Origin of the sequence: Streptomyces sp. NPDC005393, assembly GCF_040606675.1 — a bacterium.
Taxonomy (GTDB): domain Bacteria; phylum Actinomycetota; class Actinomycetes; order Streptomycetales; family Streptomycetaceae; genus Streptomyces.
This window is the reverse complement of sequence record NZ_JBEXFG010000002.1, coordinates 291,500-306,839: the sequence shown is the minus strand read 5'-3', so window position 1 is coordinate 306,839 and position 15,340 is coordinate 291,500. Positions and strand designations below refer to the sequence as shown.

The 15,340-nt window shown below is 71.8% G+C and carries 9 protein-coding genes; 4 read left to right on the top strand and 5 right to left on the bottom strand.

Annotated features, from left to right (window positions below; translation table 11 throughout):
* Nucleotides 1–42 precede the first annotated feature (42 nt).
* Both ABZS71_RS03860 and ABZS71_RS03855 read right to left on the bottom strand, forming a co-directional pair.
* Nucleotides 43–240 carry a DUF397 domain-containing protein gene (locus tag ABZS71_RS03860; protein WP_356207372.1) on the bottom strand — a complete coding sequence of 66 codons (198 nt, stop codon included), beginning with the start codon at nucleotides 238–240 and terminating at the stop codon, nucleotides 43–45.
* Nucleotides 237–1,103, bottom strand: a complete 867-nt coding sequence (locus ABZS71_RS03855; protein ID WP_356207369.1) for a helix-turn-helix transcriptional regulator — start codon at nucleotides 1,101–1,103, stop codon at nucleotides 237–239. Before ABZS71_RS03855 ends, ABZS71_RS03860 begins: the two co-directional genes overlap by 4 nt.
* A 144-nt stretch (nucleotides 1,104–1,247) precedes the next feature.
* Between ABZS71_RS03855 and ABZS71_RS03850 the strand changes: the two genes are divergently transcribed.
* From ABZS71_RS03850 to ABZS71_RS03835, 4 genes are read left to right on the top strand one after another with little or no spacing between them, the layout of a single operon-like run.
* On the top strand, nucleotides 1,248–3,269 hold the full coding sequence (locus tag ABZS71_RS03850) for a TIGR02677 family protein (protein WP_356207366.1): 2,022 nt from the start codon (nucleotides 1,248–1,250) through the stop codon (nucleotides 3,267–3,269).
* On the top strand, nucleotides 3,266–4,537 hold the full coding sequence (locus tag ABZS71_RS03845) for a TIGR02678 family protein (protein WP_356207364.1): 1,272 nt from the start codon (nucleotides 3,266–3,268) through the stop codon (nucleotides 4,535–4,537). Before ABZS71_RS03850 ends, ABZS71_RS03845 begins: the two co-directional genes overlap by 4 nt.
* An 8-nt stretch (nucleotides 4,538–4,545) precedes the next feature.
* On the top strand, nucleotides 4,546–8,784 hold the full coding sequence (locus ABZS71_RS03840; RefSeq protein ID WP_356207362.1) for a TIGR02680 family protein: 4,239 nt from the start codon (nucleotides 4,546–4,548) through the stop codon (nucleotides 8,782–8,784).
* Nucleotides 8,775–10,133: a TIGR02679 family protein gene (locus tag ABZS71_RS03835; protein ID WP_356207359.1), complete on the top strand. Its 1,359-nt coding sequence runs from the start codon at nucleotides 8,775–8,777 to the stop codon at nucleotides 10,131–10,133. The genes ABZS71_RS03840 and ABZS71_RS03835 overlap by 10 nt, the downstream gene beginning before the upstream one ends.
* A gap of 855 nt (nucleotides 10,134–10,988) precedes the next feature.
* Here the strand turns inward: ABZS71_RS03835 and ABZS71_RS03830 are convergent.
* From ABZS71_RS03830 to ABZS71_RS03820, 3 genes are all read right to left on the bottom strand, one after another.
* Nucleotides 10,989–12,362 (bottom strand): NAD-dependent succinate-semialdehyde dehydrogenase, encoded by a 1,374-nt coding sequence (locus tag ABZS71_RS03830; protein WP_356207540.1) that lies wholly within the window; start codon nucleotides 12,360–12,362, stop codon nucleotides 10,989–10,991.
* Nucleotides 12,363–12,471: 109 nt separating this feature from the next.
* On the bottom strand, nucleotides 12,472–14,130 hold the full coding sequence (locus ABZS71_RS03825) for an NAD(P)/FAD-dependent oxidoreductase (RefSeq protein ID WP_356207356.1): 1,659 nt from the start codon (nucleotides 14,128–14,130) through the stop codon (nucleotides 12,472–12,474).
* 46 nt (nucleotides 14,131–14,176) lie between these two features.
* The gene (locus ABZS71_RS03820; protein WP_356207353.1) at nucleotides 14,177–15,100 is read right to left on the bottom strand and encodes an alpha/beta hydrolase; all 924 of its coding nucleotides are present in this window, start codon (nucleotides 15,098–15,100) and stop codon (nucleotides 14,177–14,179) included.
* Between the last annotated feature and the right edge of the window lie 240 nt (nucleotides 15,101–15,340).

Sequence of the window (15,340 nt, the reverse complement as noted above, 5' to 3'; positions counted from 1 at the left end):
GTCCTTGATCGGGCGGCAGGGCTCCCGCTGGACGTACGACCGTCAGGCCTCCCCGACGAACCCCGCCCATGCCTCACGTGACACCCGGATGACGGGTCCGGCCGCCGTCTTGGAGTCGCGGATGTGCACAACTCCCGTGTCCGCAGCTACCTCGACGCACTGACCGCCTTCGGTTCCGCTGTAGCTGCTCTTGAACCAAGCGAGGTCGGACGCGACGGTTGAGGACTCAGCGTTGCTCATAGCGATCCCAACAACCCTTCGATCAACTTCAGCGACTCTCGCGGAGTGAGAGCCTGCGATCGGATAATCCCATAACGGGCGGCGGCGAGAACCGTCTGCTCCGAGTCGGTCTCGAGGGTGCTGGTCGCATGTGCCTCGGAGTACACGAACCTCTTGCTGTCCTTATACGTGAGGACCGTGAACGGTCCGTTCACACCCGCGTTGTCCTCGCAATCGACCGGCATGACTTGGATCTCCACGTTCCGCTTGTCGCCGATCAGTAGAAGGTGCCCCAACTGCCCCCGTAGTACGTCCTTGCCTCCGTAGCGGTGTCGCAACACCGCCTCGTCCATCACGAAGCTCAGCAAGGGTGCGGGCCGACGGTCGAAGATGTCCTGCCGGGCCAGTCGGGCGGTCACCCGCTGCTCGATCGTTTCCTGGTCAAGGGGATGCCGCATGGCGAGTAGGGCCCTCATGTACTCCTCGGTCTGCAGCAGGCCGTTGACGACATGGGTGTCGTACATAAGCAGCTCCAGAGCCCCCTTCTCCAGCGTCGCCATCCCCTGGAAGAACACCGGATACTGAGCCCGCTCCACCTGCTCCTTCCACACCGTCAGCAACCCGCCCGCGTCCAGGACCTCGTCCGCCCGCTCGATGGTCCTGGGTGAGGGGATCCGTCGTCCCTGCTCGTACGACGCGACCGTGGACGCCGAGTATCCGATCCGCCGTCCGAAGTCCTCGCGCTCCAGGCCCGCCCGCACCCGCAGCGTCTTCATCGTCTGGCCGAACGCGATGACCACAGCCTGACCGGACGTGTCCGCCGTCGCCCGTCCCGCGTCGTCCGCCACCACGGTCTCGGCCCCCTCGTCCGTACCCTCGGTCATCGCTACCGCCTCCCTGGCTCAACGCCGTCCCGGCGGCCTCGTCATGCCGCGCACCTCGTACACGTTCCGACACGACGCGTACAACCGGTCGCGTCGGTGCGTCACCGCTGGTCTCGCTACGCGACCGCGGACACCGTTGTCGGCATGACGAGCCAACTCGCCAGCCCCATCAGCGTCTCCCAACCCGTGTGCCCCAGCGACGACTTGAGTCGCACCTTCGAAATGTGTTTCACCTCCACTCCGCGGGGCGCCCGCCTCGCCCGCCGACTGGCCGCGTGCCGGCTGGACACCTGGGGCATCCCGTACGGCACCGGCCCGCACGATGAGATCGTGCTGGTCCTCGGCGAGCTGACCGCCAACGCCGTACGGCACGGCCACGTCCCCAGCCGGGACTTCCATCTGCTCCTGCACGTCAGCGAACCCGCCCACACGGTCAGAATCGAGGTCACCGACACCCGTACCGAGCGCACGCCGCCTCAGCCGGAAGCGCTGCCCGCCCCCGGCTCAGAGGCCACCAGCGGCCGAGGGCTGCTACTGGTCGCGGGTCTCGCCACCCGCTGGGGCTGGCATCTCCGGCCCGGAGGCCCGGGCAAGACCGCCCCCCTCTACCGTCAGGTGATGCGGGCCTTCCTCGCCGCCAAGGAGCGATTCGCGGTGCATCTGCGGCCGGAGGACGTGCACGCCGCCCTGGAAGTGGGGGACCGGCCCGCCGACCTCGAAGCGGTGACGCAGGCGCTGGACAAGCTCGTGGAGTGGGGCAATCTGCGGGCCGACCCGGACCACGCGCACGTCACGACGGTCGAGGACTTCTACCGCAGGCGGTTCATCTACCAGCTCACCCGGGCCGGTGAGGCCGCCGAGGCGGCGCTGGGGACGTATGACGAGGTGCTGGGGCGGCACGGCGAACTCCAGGCGGTCGCGCTGCACGACATCGTCACGCAACTGCGGGCGCTCCTCGTGATCGCCGCCGAGGACGAGCCCGACCCGGCCAAGACGTACGTCGCGCTGTCCGTGCTGACGGCGCGGTTCACCGACCTCGCCGACAACGCCCGCGCCTTCATGGGCTCGCTCCAGCGCACCATCGACCTGCACGACATCGAGGTCGAGGCGTTCCTCGCCTACAAGGACCGGCTGATCCAGTACCTGGAGCGCTTCATTCAGGACCTCATCACCCTCGGCGGGCGGGTCGCCCTGCTGATCGGGGAGCTGGAGGAGCAGCAACGGGTCGGTCCGCTGCTGCGGCTGGCCGCCGCCCGCGAGGCCACCGACGCCGCTCCCGAGGACGCCGAGCGGGCGGAGGCGGTGGCGTACGCGCGGTGGTCCGCGCGGTGGTCCGGGCTCGCCGAATGGTTCGTGTCGGGGGAGGGACGGGAGTCGCAGGCCAGACTGCTGCGCGGGCGGGCGCTCAATTCGATCCCGCAGCTCCTGGCCGTCGTGCGGCAGCTCAACGAGCGGCGGGCCGGACGCTCGGACCGTTCGGCCGACTTCCGCACCCTGGCGCGCTGGTTCGCCCAGGCGCCGGACGATGCGGCACGGCACAGGCTGTGGCGGGTGGCGTTCGGGCTGCACTCCTCCCGGCACCTCACCGTCGACGCCGACACCCTCACCGAGCGGGCGGCCTCACCGGAGCCGGCCTCGACGCCGTGGGGCGGGGCACGGCCGCTGCGGATCAGCCCGCAGCTGCGCCGGACCGGCAGCTACGAACGGCGCGGCAAGCCACGCAAGGTGGCGGACCGGGGCGAGGCGAAACGCAGACTCGCCGAAATCGCCGCCCGGCAGATGGAGGAGACCAGGCGGGCCCGGGACCGCCTCGTGACGGGCGGACCGGTGAGGCTGTCCCGGCTCGGCGAACTCGACCCGATCGCCTTCCAGTTGTTCCTGCGGCTGCTCGGCGACGCACTCGCCGCCTGGCGGCCGGGCACGACCACCACCGCGGTTACCAGCGGGGACGGTTCGATGGAGATCCGGCTGACCGCCCTCGACGACGGATCGACGGCCGAAGTGCACACCCCTGACGGCGTGTTCAGCGGCCCCGACCACCTGATCGACATCGTCGACCTCACGTCGGGGCACGGCGACCGCGCCGAACCGGCACCCGTCCCCATCCCCGTCCCCGTCCCCGTCCCGCGACGGGACACCGCTCCCCAGCTCACGGAGGACCGATGAGCGGCCCCCTCGCCGAGGTTTTGGACGGCCAGCGGCAGGCCGATCTTCAGAAGGCCGCACGCGCCCTGCTGAAGGAGCCGCTGCTCACCGCCGACGGACCGTACGCCGACGAGTTCCGGCTGGTGCGCCGGCACACCGCCGAGCTGCGGGAGTGGTTCGAACGCAACGTCGGCTGGACGCTGCGCACGGACGCCGACGCCGCACGGCTGCGCAAGACGCCGGGCACCCTCACCGACGCCACGCACCCGGCGCGCGAGGCCGCCCGCAGCGCCCTGCCCTTCACCCGCCGCCGCTACGTCCTGCTCTGCCTGGCCCTGGCCGCGCTGGAACGGGGCGAGTCGCAGGTGGCGCTCGGACGCCTCGCCGAGCAGGTCGTTCTGGCCGCCGCGGATCCCGAACTCGTCGCCGCCGGGATCACGTTCACCCTGGAGCGGCGCGAAGAGCGCCTCGACCTCGCGGCCGTCGTCCGCCTGCTGCTGCGGCTCGGGGTGCTGCGGCGGGTGGCCGGCGACGAGGACGCCTACGTCAGCGGATCGGGCGACGTGCTGTACGACGTACGGCGGCGCGTGCTGGCCGGGATGCCGGCGTCCCTGCGGGGCCCCTCCATCGTCGAGGCCGAGGGCTTCGAGGAGCGCCTGGTGGAGATGACCGCGTGGTCCGCGCTCGACAGCGACGAGCTCAGGTTCCGGGCGGTCCGCTGGAAGCTGACCCGCATCCTCCTGGACGACCCGGTGCTGTACTACGACGACCTGACCGACGAAGAACTGGCCTACCTCACCCGGCAGCGCGGCTTCATCACCGCCCGCATCAACGAACTGACGGGACTCGTCCCGGAGGTCCGGGCCGAGGGCATCGCCAAGGTCGACCCGATGGACCACCTGACGGACGCGCGCATGCCGGAACAGGGCACCCACGGCCACATCACCCTGCTGCTGGCGGGGCACCTGGCCCGGGCGGCCGGGCCCGTCGAACCGGCGGAGCTGGCGGCCCGCGTACGGGAACTGGCCGCGGAGCACGGCGGGTTCTGGTCCAAGACGGCGAGGGAACCGGGAGCGGAACCCGAACTCGTCGAGCAGGCGCTGACCAAGCTGGTGGCGCTCGGACTCGCCCAGCGCACCGAACGGGGCGTCGTCCCGCGGCCGGCCCTCGCGCGGTACGCGGTCGGCGAGCCCGCCGTCAGGGAACCCGGACGGGGCCGCCGGCCCACCACGACCGAGCAACCCGTGCCACTCGTGCAGCCCGTGCAGCCCGTGCAGGACGAAAGGTGAACCCCTCCGTGACCGCGCTCTCCCGCCCCGAGCTGCCCGGCCCCGCGCTCCCCGCTCCCGCGCCCGGCCGGTGGCGGCCCCTGCGCATCGGACTCGTTGACCTCTTCCACTACGACATCGAGGAGTTCTGGTTCCGCGACGGCCGGCTGCTGCTGCGCGGCAACAACGGCACCGGCAAGTCGAAGGTGCTCGCCCTCACCCTCCCGTTCCTCCTGGACGGCGACCTCTCCGCCCGCCGCGTGGAACCCGACGGCGACCCGGGCAAGCGCATGGAGTGGAACCTGCTCCTGAACGGCGCGCACCCGCACCCCGAACGGCTCGGCTACACCTGGATCGAGTTCGGACGGCTCGACGGCACCACGGGCGAGGCGCACTTCCGCACGCTGCTGTGCGGACTGAAGGCGGTCGCCGGACGCGGTATCGCCCGCCACTGGTTCGCGGTCACCGACCAGCGGATCGGCGCCGGCCTCGACCTGCTGGACGCGACCGGCACGGCACTGTCCCGGGACCGGCTCGCCGAAGCGGTCGGCGGTCACGGCCTGGTGTACGACACGGCGAAGGCCTACCGCAGGGCGGTCGACGAAGCCCTCTTCGGGCTCGGGGAGCGGCGCTACGGCGCCCTCGTCGACCTCCTGATCCAGCTGCGCCAGCCCCAGCTGTCCAAGCGCCCCAGCGAGGCCGCCCTGTCCCGGGCACTGACCGAGGCGCTGCCGCCGATGGACCAGGCGGTCGTCGCCGACGCGGCGGAGGCGTTCCGCTCGCTTGACGAGGAGAAGGAGGAACTGCGGGCGGCCCGCGAGGCCGACCAGGCGTCCTCGGCGTTCCTCGACCACTACCGCCGCTACGCCCGCCTCGCCTCCCGGCGCCGCGCCCGCCTGCCCCGCCGCGAACACGCCCGGTACGAGAACCTGCAACGGGAGCTCGCCCGGGCGCAGGCGGACCGGGACCGGGCTGCGGCGGACCGCGAGGAGGCCCGGGCGAGGGGCGCCTCGCTCGACGAGCGGGCCGCGCGGCTGGCCGCCCAGGACGCCGCGCTGCGGGCCCGGCCCGAGATGCGCGACGCCCGCGCGCTCGACCGGGCGGCGGACGACGCCTCCCGCACGGCCGGGGAGCTGAAGCGGGCCGAGGCGGACCGGCGTACGGCGGCCGAGGCGCACACCCGGGCCCTGGGCCGGATCGCCACCGCGGACAACCGGCTCACGGCCGCCCGGGAGGCTCTGGACGGCATCCGGGACCGGGTGGCCGAGAGCGCCGCGGCCGCCCGGCTCGACGCCCCCAGGACCGAGGGAGCCCCCGACGCGGTCCTGCGCCGGGAGGCCGACGAGGCGACGGCGAGCAGGCGGCGCGCCGTCGAGCACGTGACGGAACTCGCCGCGCAGGCCGAGCGGGCCGGGGAACAGCACCGGGCCGCCCGGCTGCGCGCCGACGAGGCCGACGAGGAGGTCGTACACGCAGAGGAGCGGCTGACCGAGGCGGAGGAGGCCGTCGCCGGGGCGGGGCGCGCGCTGGTCACGACCGTGCGGGAGCACCTCTCCGGGTGCGCGGAGCTGCGGGTGCCCGGGCTGCCGGGGGTCCTGGACGCCGTACAGGACTGGGTGGGCTCTCTGGACGGCCCGATGCCGGCCCGTACGGCGGCGACCGAGGCGCATCGTGCCGCCACCTCACGGCTGGCCGACCGGGCGGCCTTGCTGGCTCACCGCGAGGAGGCGATGGCGGAGCGGCAGCGACTGGCGGCGGAGGAACTGACCGCCCTCGAAACGGGCGGGGAGCGCGGGCCGTCGGCCCCTCGCACGCGCACACCCGGCGTGCGGGACCGGGATTTCGGTGCTCCGCTGTGGCGGTTGGTCGACTTCCGACCGCACGTCGCCGAGGCCGACCGCGCGGGACTGGAAGCCGCGTTGGAGGCGTCGGGGCTCCTGGACGCCTGGGTGCGGCCGGACGGCTCCGTGGCAGCGGCGTACGGCCACGACGTGCTGCTCGACCCGGTCGGGCTGCTGGGCGGGACCGGCCTCGACCGCGCGCTGTGCCCGGCGGTCGACCCCGCGGACGCCGCGGCCGCCGCCGTGGGGGAGGAGACGGTGGCACGTCTGCTCGCGTCGATCGGGCTGGCCACGGGCGACGACGGGCCGGCGGAGGGCTCCTGGGACGCCGGCGGCCACGACACCTGGGTCTGTGCGGACGGCCGCTTCCGCGTCGGGGCGCTCACCGGTAGCTGGGCCAAGGACAGCGCCCAGTACGTGGGAGAAGGAGCACGGGAACAGGCGCGTCGCGTCCGGGTCGGGGAACTGCGCGCCGAGATCGACGACTTGACGGCGGAACGGGGACGGCTGACCGAGGAGTTCCGCACCGTGGCCGAGCGCCGCGCTGTGCTGGACGCCGAACTCGACACACTGGAGGAGGTCGACGACGACCTGCGGCACGCCCACGCACGCGTCACCGCCGCGGCCGAGACGGTCCGCCGCGCCCGCGTCCGGAGCGACGAACGGGCTGCGGAACTCGCTCCGGCGACGTCGAGCGCCGAGCGCGCGGCGGCCGAACTGGCCGACACGGCGGCCGTCCTGAACCTCCCCACCGACCACACGGCACTGGGCGCCGTTCGCCAGGCGCTCGCCGACCACACCGCCCTCCTGGCGGCCCTGTGGCCCGCGCTGCGCGAGCGCGCGGCAGCCGAGCGCGCGGTGTCCGGCGAGCGGGAGGAGACCCGTCGGACCGAACTCCTCGTGTCCGAACTCGCCAAGCGCGCCGCGGAGGCAGCCCGGACCGCCGCGGCGGCGGACGAACACCTGGCGACGCTCCGCTCCACCGTCGGGGCGGCCGTCGCCGAACTCCAGCGGCAGTTGGAGGAGACGTCCCAGGCGGCCCAGGTCTGCGAGGACGAACAGGAACAGGCCCGGGCGGAGTACGGTGACGCAGACCGGCGGGCCAGCCGCGCCGAGGGACGCATCGAGCGCCTCGCCGAGGACGTCACCGAGGCGACCGCCGCGCGTGAGGAAGCCGTCGCGGCGCTCCAGCGGTTCGCCGCGACGGGGCTGCTCGCCGTCGCGCTGCCCGACATCGATGTACCGGACGACGGCGGAGCGACGTGGGCGGCGACCCCCGCCATCGCCCTCGCGCGAGCGGTGGAGTCCCGGCTCTCCTCGATCGACGACACCGACGCGGCCTGGGAGCGCGTGCAGAAGCAGCTGAGCGAGGAGTTCGGCAGGCTCCAGGACGCGCTGTCGCGGCACGGCCACACCGCCACCGCCCGCCCGAGCGAGGACGGCATGCGGGTCGACATCGTCTACCAGGGCCGGGAACGGGCCGTGCCCGAACTCGCCGAGGCACTGGCCGTGGAGGTCGCGGAACTGACCCGCATCCTGTCCGCACGCGAGCGCGAGATCCTCCAGACCCATCTGATCACCGAGGTCGCCGGGACGCTCCAGGACCTGATCGGGGCGGCCGAACGGCAGGTGGCCGCCATGAACAGGGAGCTGGAGGAGCGCCCGACCTCCACGGGCATGAAGCTGCGGCTGGTGTGGAGAGCGTCCCGCCGGGCCCCGCAGGGACTGGCCCAGGCCCGCGAGCGGCTGCGTCAGTCCGCTGACGCATGGTCGCCCGAGGACCGGGCCGCGGTCGGCGCGTTCCTCCAGGAGCAGATCGCCCACCGGCAGGCCGACGACAGCGCCGGCAGCTGGCTGGAGGACCTCACCGCCGCCCTCGACTACCGGTCCTGGCACGAGTTCGGCGTCGAACGCCACCAGCACGGCAAGTGGGTGCCGGCCACCGGACCCGCCTCGGGCGGGGAGCGGGTGCTGGCCGCGTCCGTGCCCCTGTTCGCCGCCGCGTCCTCGCACTACGCGAGCGCGGGCGGCGCGCACGCCCCGCGCCTGGTCACCCTGGACGAGGCGTTCGCCGGCGTCGACGACGATTCACGCGCCAAGTGCCTCGGTCTGCTAAGCGCCTTCGACCTCGACGTCGTCATGACCAGCGAACGCGAATGGGCCTGCTACCCCCAGGTGCCGGGCATCGCCATCGCCCAGCTCTCCCGCGTCGACGACATCGACGCCGTACTGGTGACGCGGTGGGAATGGGACGGCGGCGAACGGCGGCGCGCCACGGAGCCCGGAGCCTGGCCGGACGTGCTCGGGGCGGCTGCCGGTGTCGGTGACCCCCGCGAGGGGGCCGACGGGCCGGTGGGCCCATTCGGTGCGCCCGGGCGGACCGCCGTCGTCGACAGCGCCGGCGGGCAGGGGTCCCCGTGGACGTGAACCATGCGACGACCCCGCCTGACCGTGACGGAGGCCGGGCGGCGGCCGGACGCACGACACCGCCGGACGCCACCACGGACGCGGCGCCGACTGCGCAGCCACCGGGAGAAGCCCAGACCGACGTCGACGCCGAGCGCCTCGGACGATTGCTCGGAGATCCCGGCCTTGCCTGGTTCGTGGACCGCGTGCGGCAGCGCATGGCACGCGGCCGGCCGCTCACCGGCTCCGTCGCCTTGTCCGGCCCCGAGGAATTCCAACGCCGCGCCGCCGATCGCCTGCTGGGACGGGCGCCACGATCCAGCGGCTCCCTCAGCATTCGCCTCGCCGGCGTGGAGGAGATCCTGCGTCGCTCCGGTGTCAGCCCCCACGGACTGGCGGTGGCCGTCGTTGCCCTCACCGGCCCGGTCATACTCCTCGCCGAGACGCGGAACAGAGAGGAACGGGCCTGGGAGGAGGCGTACGCCCCCCTCGGCATCCTCGACGCGGAGCTGGCCCGCTGGGCCGAGCGCATCCGCAGCGACGGTCTCGTACGGCGTCTCGCCCGTACACCGGAGGCCGCGGGCCCCCTGGTGGAGGCTGCCGTGCGCGCGTTGCGTGCGCTGCCCGCGTCACCTCCGACATCGCGGGCGACGTTCGCTGCACGGTACCTCTGGGGCGCCCATGCCCTGGACGAGGGGACGCCGCTCGCCACTCTCGTCCTGTCCGGCATCCGTTGCCTCACCGGCTACCCCGACGGCTCCGGTGCGCAATGGCGGAGGGAGGCGTGGGCCTCGGCGGGCTTGCTCAAGGACGACCTGTCATCGACCGTCCTCACCCTCAACCTGCGCGGTACTCCACCCCTCGACTGGATGGCCGACGCGGGGGAGCCGGCGGTGCTGACGCTCCGCTCCCTCACCCGACGCGTACCGGTTGCCTCCGTTGCCACGACGGGAACCGTTTACATCTGCGAGAACCCGGCCGTGCTGTCCGCCGCCGCCGACACCCTCGGCCCGGCGTGCCCGCCCATGGTGTGCCTCCAGGGGCAACCGTCGGCCGCCGCGCTCACGTTGCTGCGCGACCTGTCCATGCGGGGAGGCCGCCTTCTCTACCACGGCGATTTCGACTGGGGCGGTGTGCGCATCGCCGCAGTACTGGCGCGAAGCGTCCCTTGGCGGCCGTGGCGCTACACGGCCGCCGATTACCGAGCAGCAGTGACCGCAGCCGGCGAAGCCCCGGACCTGGCGGGCCCGCCCGCCGCCACTCCCTGGGACCCTGCCCTGGCCGTCGCACTCGCCGAGTGCGGTGTCCGGGTCGAGGAAGAAATGGTGCTGGACGACTTGCTCACGGACCTGGGACCGGGGTCCCGCTGAGGCGCATCCCGAGAGCGCGGCGGGCGCAGATCCGACGAGTACCTAGCCATTGGCGAGCAGAGCTCTGTCGTCCTGGATGTCATGACGCTCGTTCGACGCTCCAGGACCTCAGCAGCCCACTCGAAGGAGCGATGAACGCCCTCTGAACCGGTACTTTCTCCACTCCCTCGTCATGCGACATCTTTTCGGTGACCTCGCACGTGGAGTGTGTGGCGATTTTGGAGCCGACTGAAAAGGTCCGCTGACCTGCGGTTATAAGATTTCGGTAGTTCGGCCTTTCTCCGGACAACCATCACGTGGACTGCACCGGATGCTCTGGATGAGCCGTCTGACCTGGTGCTTCGTTCCACGTGCGCGTCGAGCGGCCGGTGCGTCTCCCCTGCTTGCCAGGCGGCTGGGCGGCCTTGACGCTCGTTCGACGCTGGTACTGATGGCGTGTCAGGCAATGAGGTGCGCTTCCAGAAGTGGTCCTGGTGCGCTCGGCGCGTCCGGTCTGCAGACGTGGGCGGGCTCCGCCGCCCCTGGGGGGAGCGGCGGAGCCCGAGGCGGATGGTGCGGTCAGTGCAGTGCAGTGCGCTGACTTCGGTCGCTGCCAGGGCTCGCGGGTAGACGTGGACGTCGGCCACGGAGCCGGGGAAGGCCAGGTACGGGGTCGCGGCTGAGGCGCTGTTGACCCAGCCGCCGATGGTCAGAGGGAGGGAGGAGCTGTACAGGGGGACGACGCCGGTGCTGCTGCCGTCGCAGGACGCCGTGCCGGCGCCGGCGTTGACCGTGTCCGGTGGCGTACGCGGGGAGCACTGACCGGGGCCCGGGACCTGGTTCCGGGCCACGACCGCGGACAGTCCCGGGCACCGGTCAGTGAGGGATACGGACGAGCTTCTTGTTGGCGAACTCGTTGATGCCGTACCTGGCGAGCTCGCGCCCCACACCTGAGCGCTTGACGCCACCGAAGGGGAGGTCCGGGGCGCTTCTGCTGACGCCGTTGATCCAGACCATGCCGGTCTCCAGGCGCTCGGCCACTTCCCGGGCCTGCCCGAGGTCCGAGGTGAACACGGAGGCCGCCAACCCGTAGGGGGAGCTGTTCGCGAGGGCGACGGCCTCCTCCGCCGAAGCGACCTTGTGGACGACGGCGACAGGGCCGAATAGCTCTTCGGAGTAGGCGCGCATGCCGGGGGTCACCCCGGCCAGGACGGTCGCCTCGAAGAAGGCGCCCGCGCCCTCGATCCGATGACCGCCGGTGAGCAGTGCGGCTCCCTTGGCGACCGCGTCCTCGACCTGTTCGGCCAGCTCGTCCACCGCGCTGTGCGAGGCGAGCGGTCCGAACCCGGTCGCCGGGTCGGTCGGGTCACCGGGCTCGCACTGCCGCATGGCCTCGACGAACCGGTCCAGGAAGGCGTCGTGGACGTCCTCCAGCACGATGAAGCGCTTGGAGGCGGTGCATGCCTGCCCCGCGTTGTACATACGGTTCTTGACGGCGGCGGCGACGGTCCGTTCGAGATTGTCGGCGTCGAGGACGATGAACGGGTCGGAGCCGCCGAGTTCGAGCACGTACTTCTTCATGTGGCGACCGGCGATCTCGCCGATCGCCGAACCGGCGCGCTCGGACCCGGTCAGCGACACTCCCTGTACCCGCGGGTCCGCGATCATCCGGGAGATCTGCCGGTTGTCGGCGAACACGTTGGTGTACACGCCGTCGGGCAGTCCTGCCTCGGCCAGCGCCGCCTCGGTCGCGAGGGCCGACTGCGGGCAGTTCCGGGAGTGCTTGAGGACGATCGTGTTGCCGAGCGCGATGTTCGGCGCGGCGAAGCGGGCCACCTGGTAGTAGGGGAAGTTCCACGGCATGATCCCGACGAGGACCCCGATGGGCTCCGTCCGTACGACCGCCTCGCCGCCGCCGGCGATCTGCAGCTGCTCGTCCTCGAGGAACTTCGGGGCGTTCTCGGCGTAGTACTCGTAGATGGAGGCGACCAGGGCGACCTCACCCCGTGCCTCGGCGATCGGCTTCCCCATCTCCAGCGTCAGCAGCCGGGCGAGATCGTCCGCGCGCTTCCTGTGCAGCTCGGCCACGCGGCGCAGCGCGTCGGTGCGCTGCCGGAGCGGTGTCCTGCGCCAGTCGCGGTAAGCGGAGTGGGCGCGGGTCAGGGTGTTCTCGACCTCCTCGTCGGAGGCGACGGGGTACTCGTTGACGCGCTCCCCGGTTGCTGGGTTCACGGTGGCGTAGTAGCTCATGCCTTCCTCACTGGTTCGCATGGTGGCGTGCTGGTGCGGAGGCCCGGCAGGGTCCCCGGCGACCCGGCCGGACGGTGTGGCCATGGCGATTCCGAGTGCCGTGATCGTGCTACTGCGCGGCGGCGAGGCTCCCGGAGGCGGGCTCGTCGGCCGGGACGGAGCGCCTGGTGTACCGGAATCCCCGATAGCCGTCGCTTGCGACGTCCTCCAGGACGGCCCGGTAGCTCTTCAGCCCGGCCAGGTAGAACATCACCGTGTTGGTCTTGCCCGGGATGTTCGCACCGAAGATCCACGACTGGGCCTTGGGAAACAGGGTCATGTCGGCGATCTCCTTGCAGGTGGCCGTCCAGCCGTCCTCCGCCTCCCGGGTCGCTTCCACGCTCGCGGCGTCGCCCTGTTCCGCGTCCTTGACCAGGTCGGAGATCCACTCGACCTGGGTCTCGATGCTCGGAGGCAGGTTGGTGAAGGGCCCGTTCGGTCCCAGGATCATGAACATGTTGGGGAAGCCCGCCGTGGCGACTCCGAGATAGCTGGTGGGCCCGGTGCGCCACTGCTCGGTGATGTGCCGGCCATCCCGCCCGCGCAGGTTCATCCGGGTGTAGTTGCCGTCCACGGCGTCGAATCCGGTCGCGAAGACCAGGACGTCCAGTTCGTGTTCGGCGCCGTCCGCGGTCCGCACGCCCTTGGGCGTGATCTCGGTGATCGGGTGCTCCTTGATGTCGACCAGCGAGACGTTGTCACGGTTGAACGTCTCGAAGTAGTCCTTGTTGCACAGAGGGCGCTTGGCGTAGAGATCGGTCGGGGTGAGCTTGCGCGCGGTCTCGGGGTCCTTGACGATCTCGGCGATCTTCGAGCGGATGAACGAGGCCGCGGCCTCGTTCGCCTCGGGGTGTGTCGCGATGTCGGAGAAGGTCCCGAACATGAAGCGGAAGCCGCCGCCGATTTCCCAGTTCTCCTGGAACACGCGCCGGCGCTCCTCCTCGGAGATGCTCATCGCCGGAACGTCGCTCTCCTTGAACCCGAAGGCGACGGCCGAGTTGCGCACGTCCTGCCAGATCCGGTCGTAGTTCGCCTTGATCTCGTCGATCTCGGCGGCGCTGACCGGACGGTTGCCGGAGGGCACGCTGTACTGGGCCGAGCGCTGGAAGACCGTCAGGTGCTCCACCACGGGGGCGACGCCGCAGATGAACTGCGTTCCGGTGGAACCGGTGCCGATCACGCCGACCCGCTTGCCCGCGAGGTCGAGCCCCTCGGGCCAGGCGCCGGTGTGGACCAACTCGCCGGTGAACGTGTCGCGCCCCGGGATGTCGGGGAGGTTGGTCTTCGACAGCAGCCCGAGCGCGGTCACCAGGTAACGCGCGGTGAAGGTCTCGCCGGTGTCGGTACGGAGCTCCCACACTGCGCGGGCTTCGTCGTACACGGCGTCCTCGACGGCGGTGTTGAGCTGGATGTCGCGGCGCAGGTCGTAGCGCTCCACGACGTCCTCGAAGTACGCGAGGATCTCCGGCTGGGTCAGGTAGCTGCGGCGCCAGCTCCCCTCCTGGAGCAGATCCTTGTCGAAGGAGTAGCGGTACACGAAGCTCTCGGTGTCCGACAGGGCGCCGGGGTACCGGTTCCAGTACCAGGTGCCGCCGACGCCTCCCGCCTTGTCGAAGACCCGGACGTTGAGCCCGAGCTCGTCGCGCAGTTTGAGCAGCGTGTGGAGGCCGCCGAATCCGGCGCCGATGACGGCCGCGTCGAGATCGGTTCCTGCCTGGGTGTCAGTCACGGAGCAACTCCTCTGTTCTGGTTCGGTTCTCGTCGGAAGGCAGGCGTCAGCCGCGGTACCACTGGGCGATGCGCTGGATCTCGGCGTCGGCCTCGGGCGCGCGGCCGGCGAGGATGGGGAAGACGTGCTGCATCCCGTCGACGACGGAGAGAGTGACGTCCACGCCGGCGGCCCGGGCCCGGTCGGCGAGGCGGGTCGCGTTGTCCACCAGGCACTCGACGGAGCCGGCGTCGATGTAGAGCTTGGGGAAACCGGTGAAGTCCGCGTACAGCGGGTTGGCCAACGGCGTGGTCGGGCCGACCTTGTCGCCGAGCACGCCGGCGATCATGCCGGAGAGCAGCTCGGGGGTGATCAGCGCGTCGGTGGCCTGGTTGGTGATCAGAGTGTCGCCGGAGTTCTCCATGTCCAGCCACGGCGAGAAGGCGATGACACGGCCGGGCAGCGGCTGCCCCTGCTCGCGCAGGGCGAGCGGGATGGCGACGGCCAGGTTGCCGCCCGCGGAGTCACCGATGGTGGTGATGTCCCGCGGTGCGATGCCGCGTTCCAGCAGCGCCCGGAAGACGGCGACTCCGTCTTCGATCTGCGCCGGGTGCGGATGCTCCGGGGCGCGGCGGTAGTCCAGGACGAACGACACCGCGCCCAGGGCCTTGGCCACGTGGCCGGCGAGCTTGCGGTGGCTGGCCGCGGAGCCGACGGCGAAGCCGCCACCATGGGTGAACAGCAGCACCTTCGCCGGATCGGCATCGACGGGCAGGGCCCAGATGCCCGGAACGCCGCCGACGACCTCCTTCCGGTAGGTCACGCCTTCGGGCTCGCGGGTCGGCTGGTGCCACTCGTCGAAGAGACTGCGGAGCAGCCGGACGGACATGTCGGGCGTGCTCTCCATGAGCTGCGCCCAGTCCGCGTAGAGGACCTGTAGGGCGCTGGACTCGGATGACACGGCGGGTGCGGCGGAAGCGGAGGTGGTCACCTCAATACCCCTTCGTACGAGGACGGAACCGGAAGGACCGCGGAGGTCAGAACCCGCCGGCGGTCCCCCTGAGAGCCCGGGGGCCTCGGCGGGGCACCTGACGGCCGGTGGCGTCCAGCGTGGGGGTGAGCGCGGCCCGATGGAGTGTTCCGAAGTGAAACACCGTGGACACGCGCTGTTAACTACGCTGAATTCAGGCGTCGAGGGAACGACGGTTCAGCGAAGCGCTCGCCGCGGCGG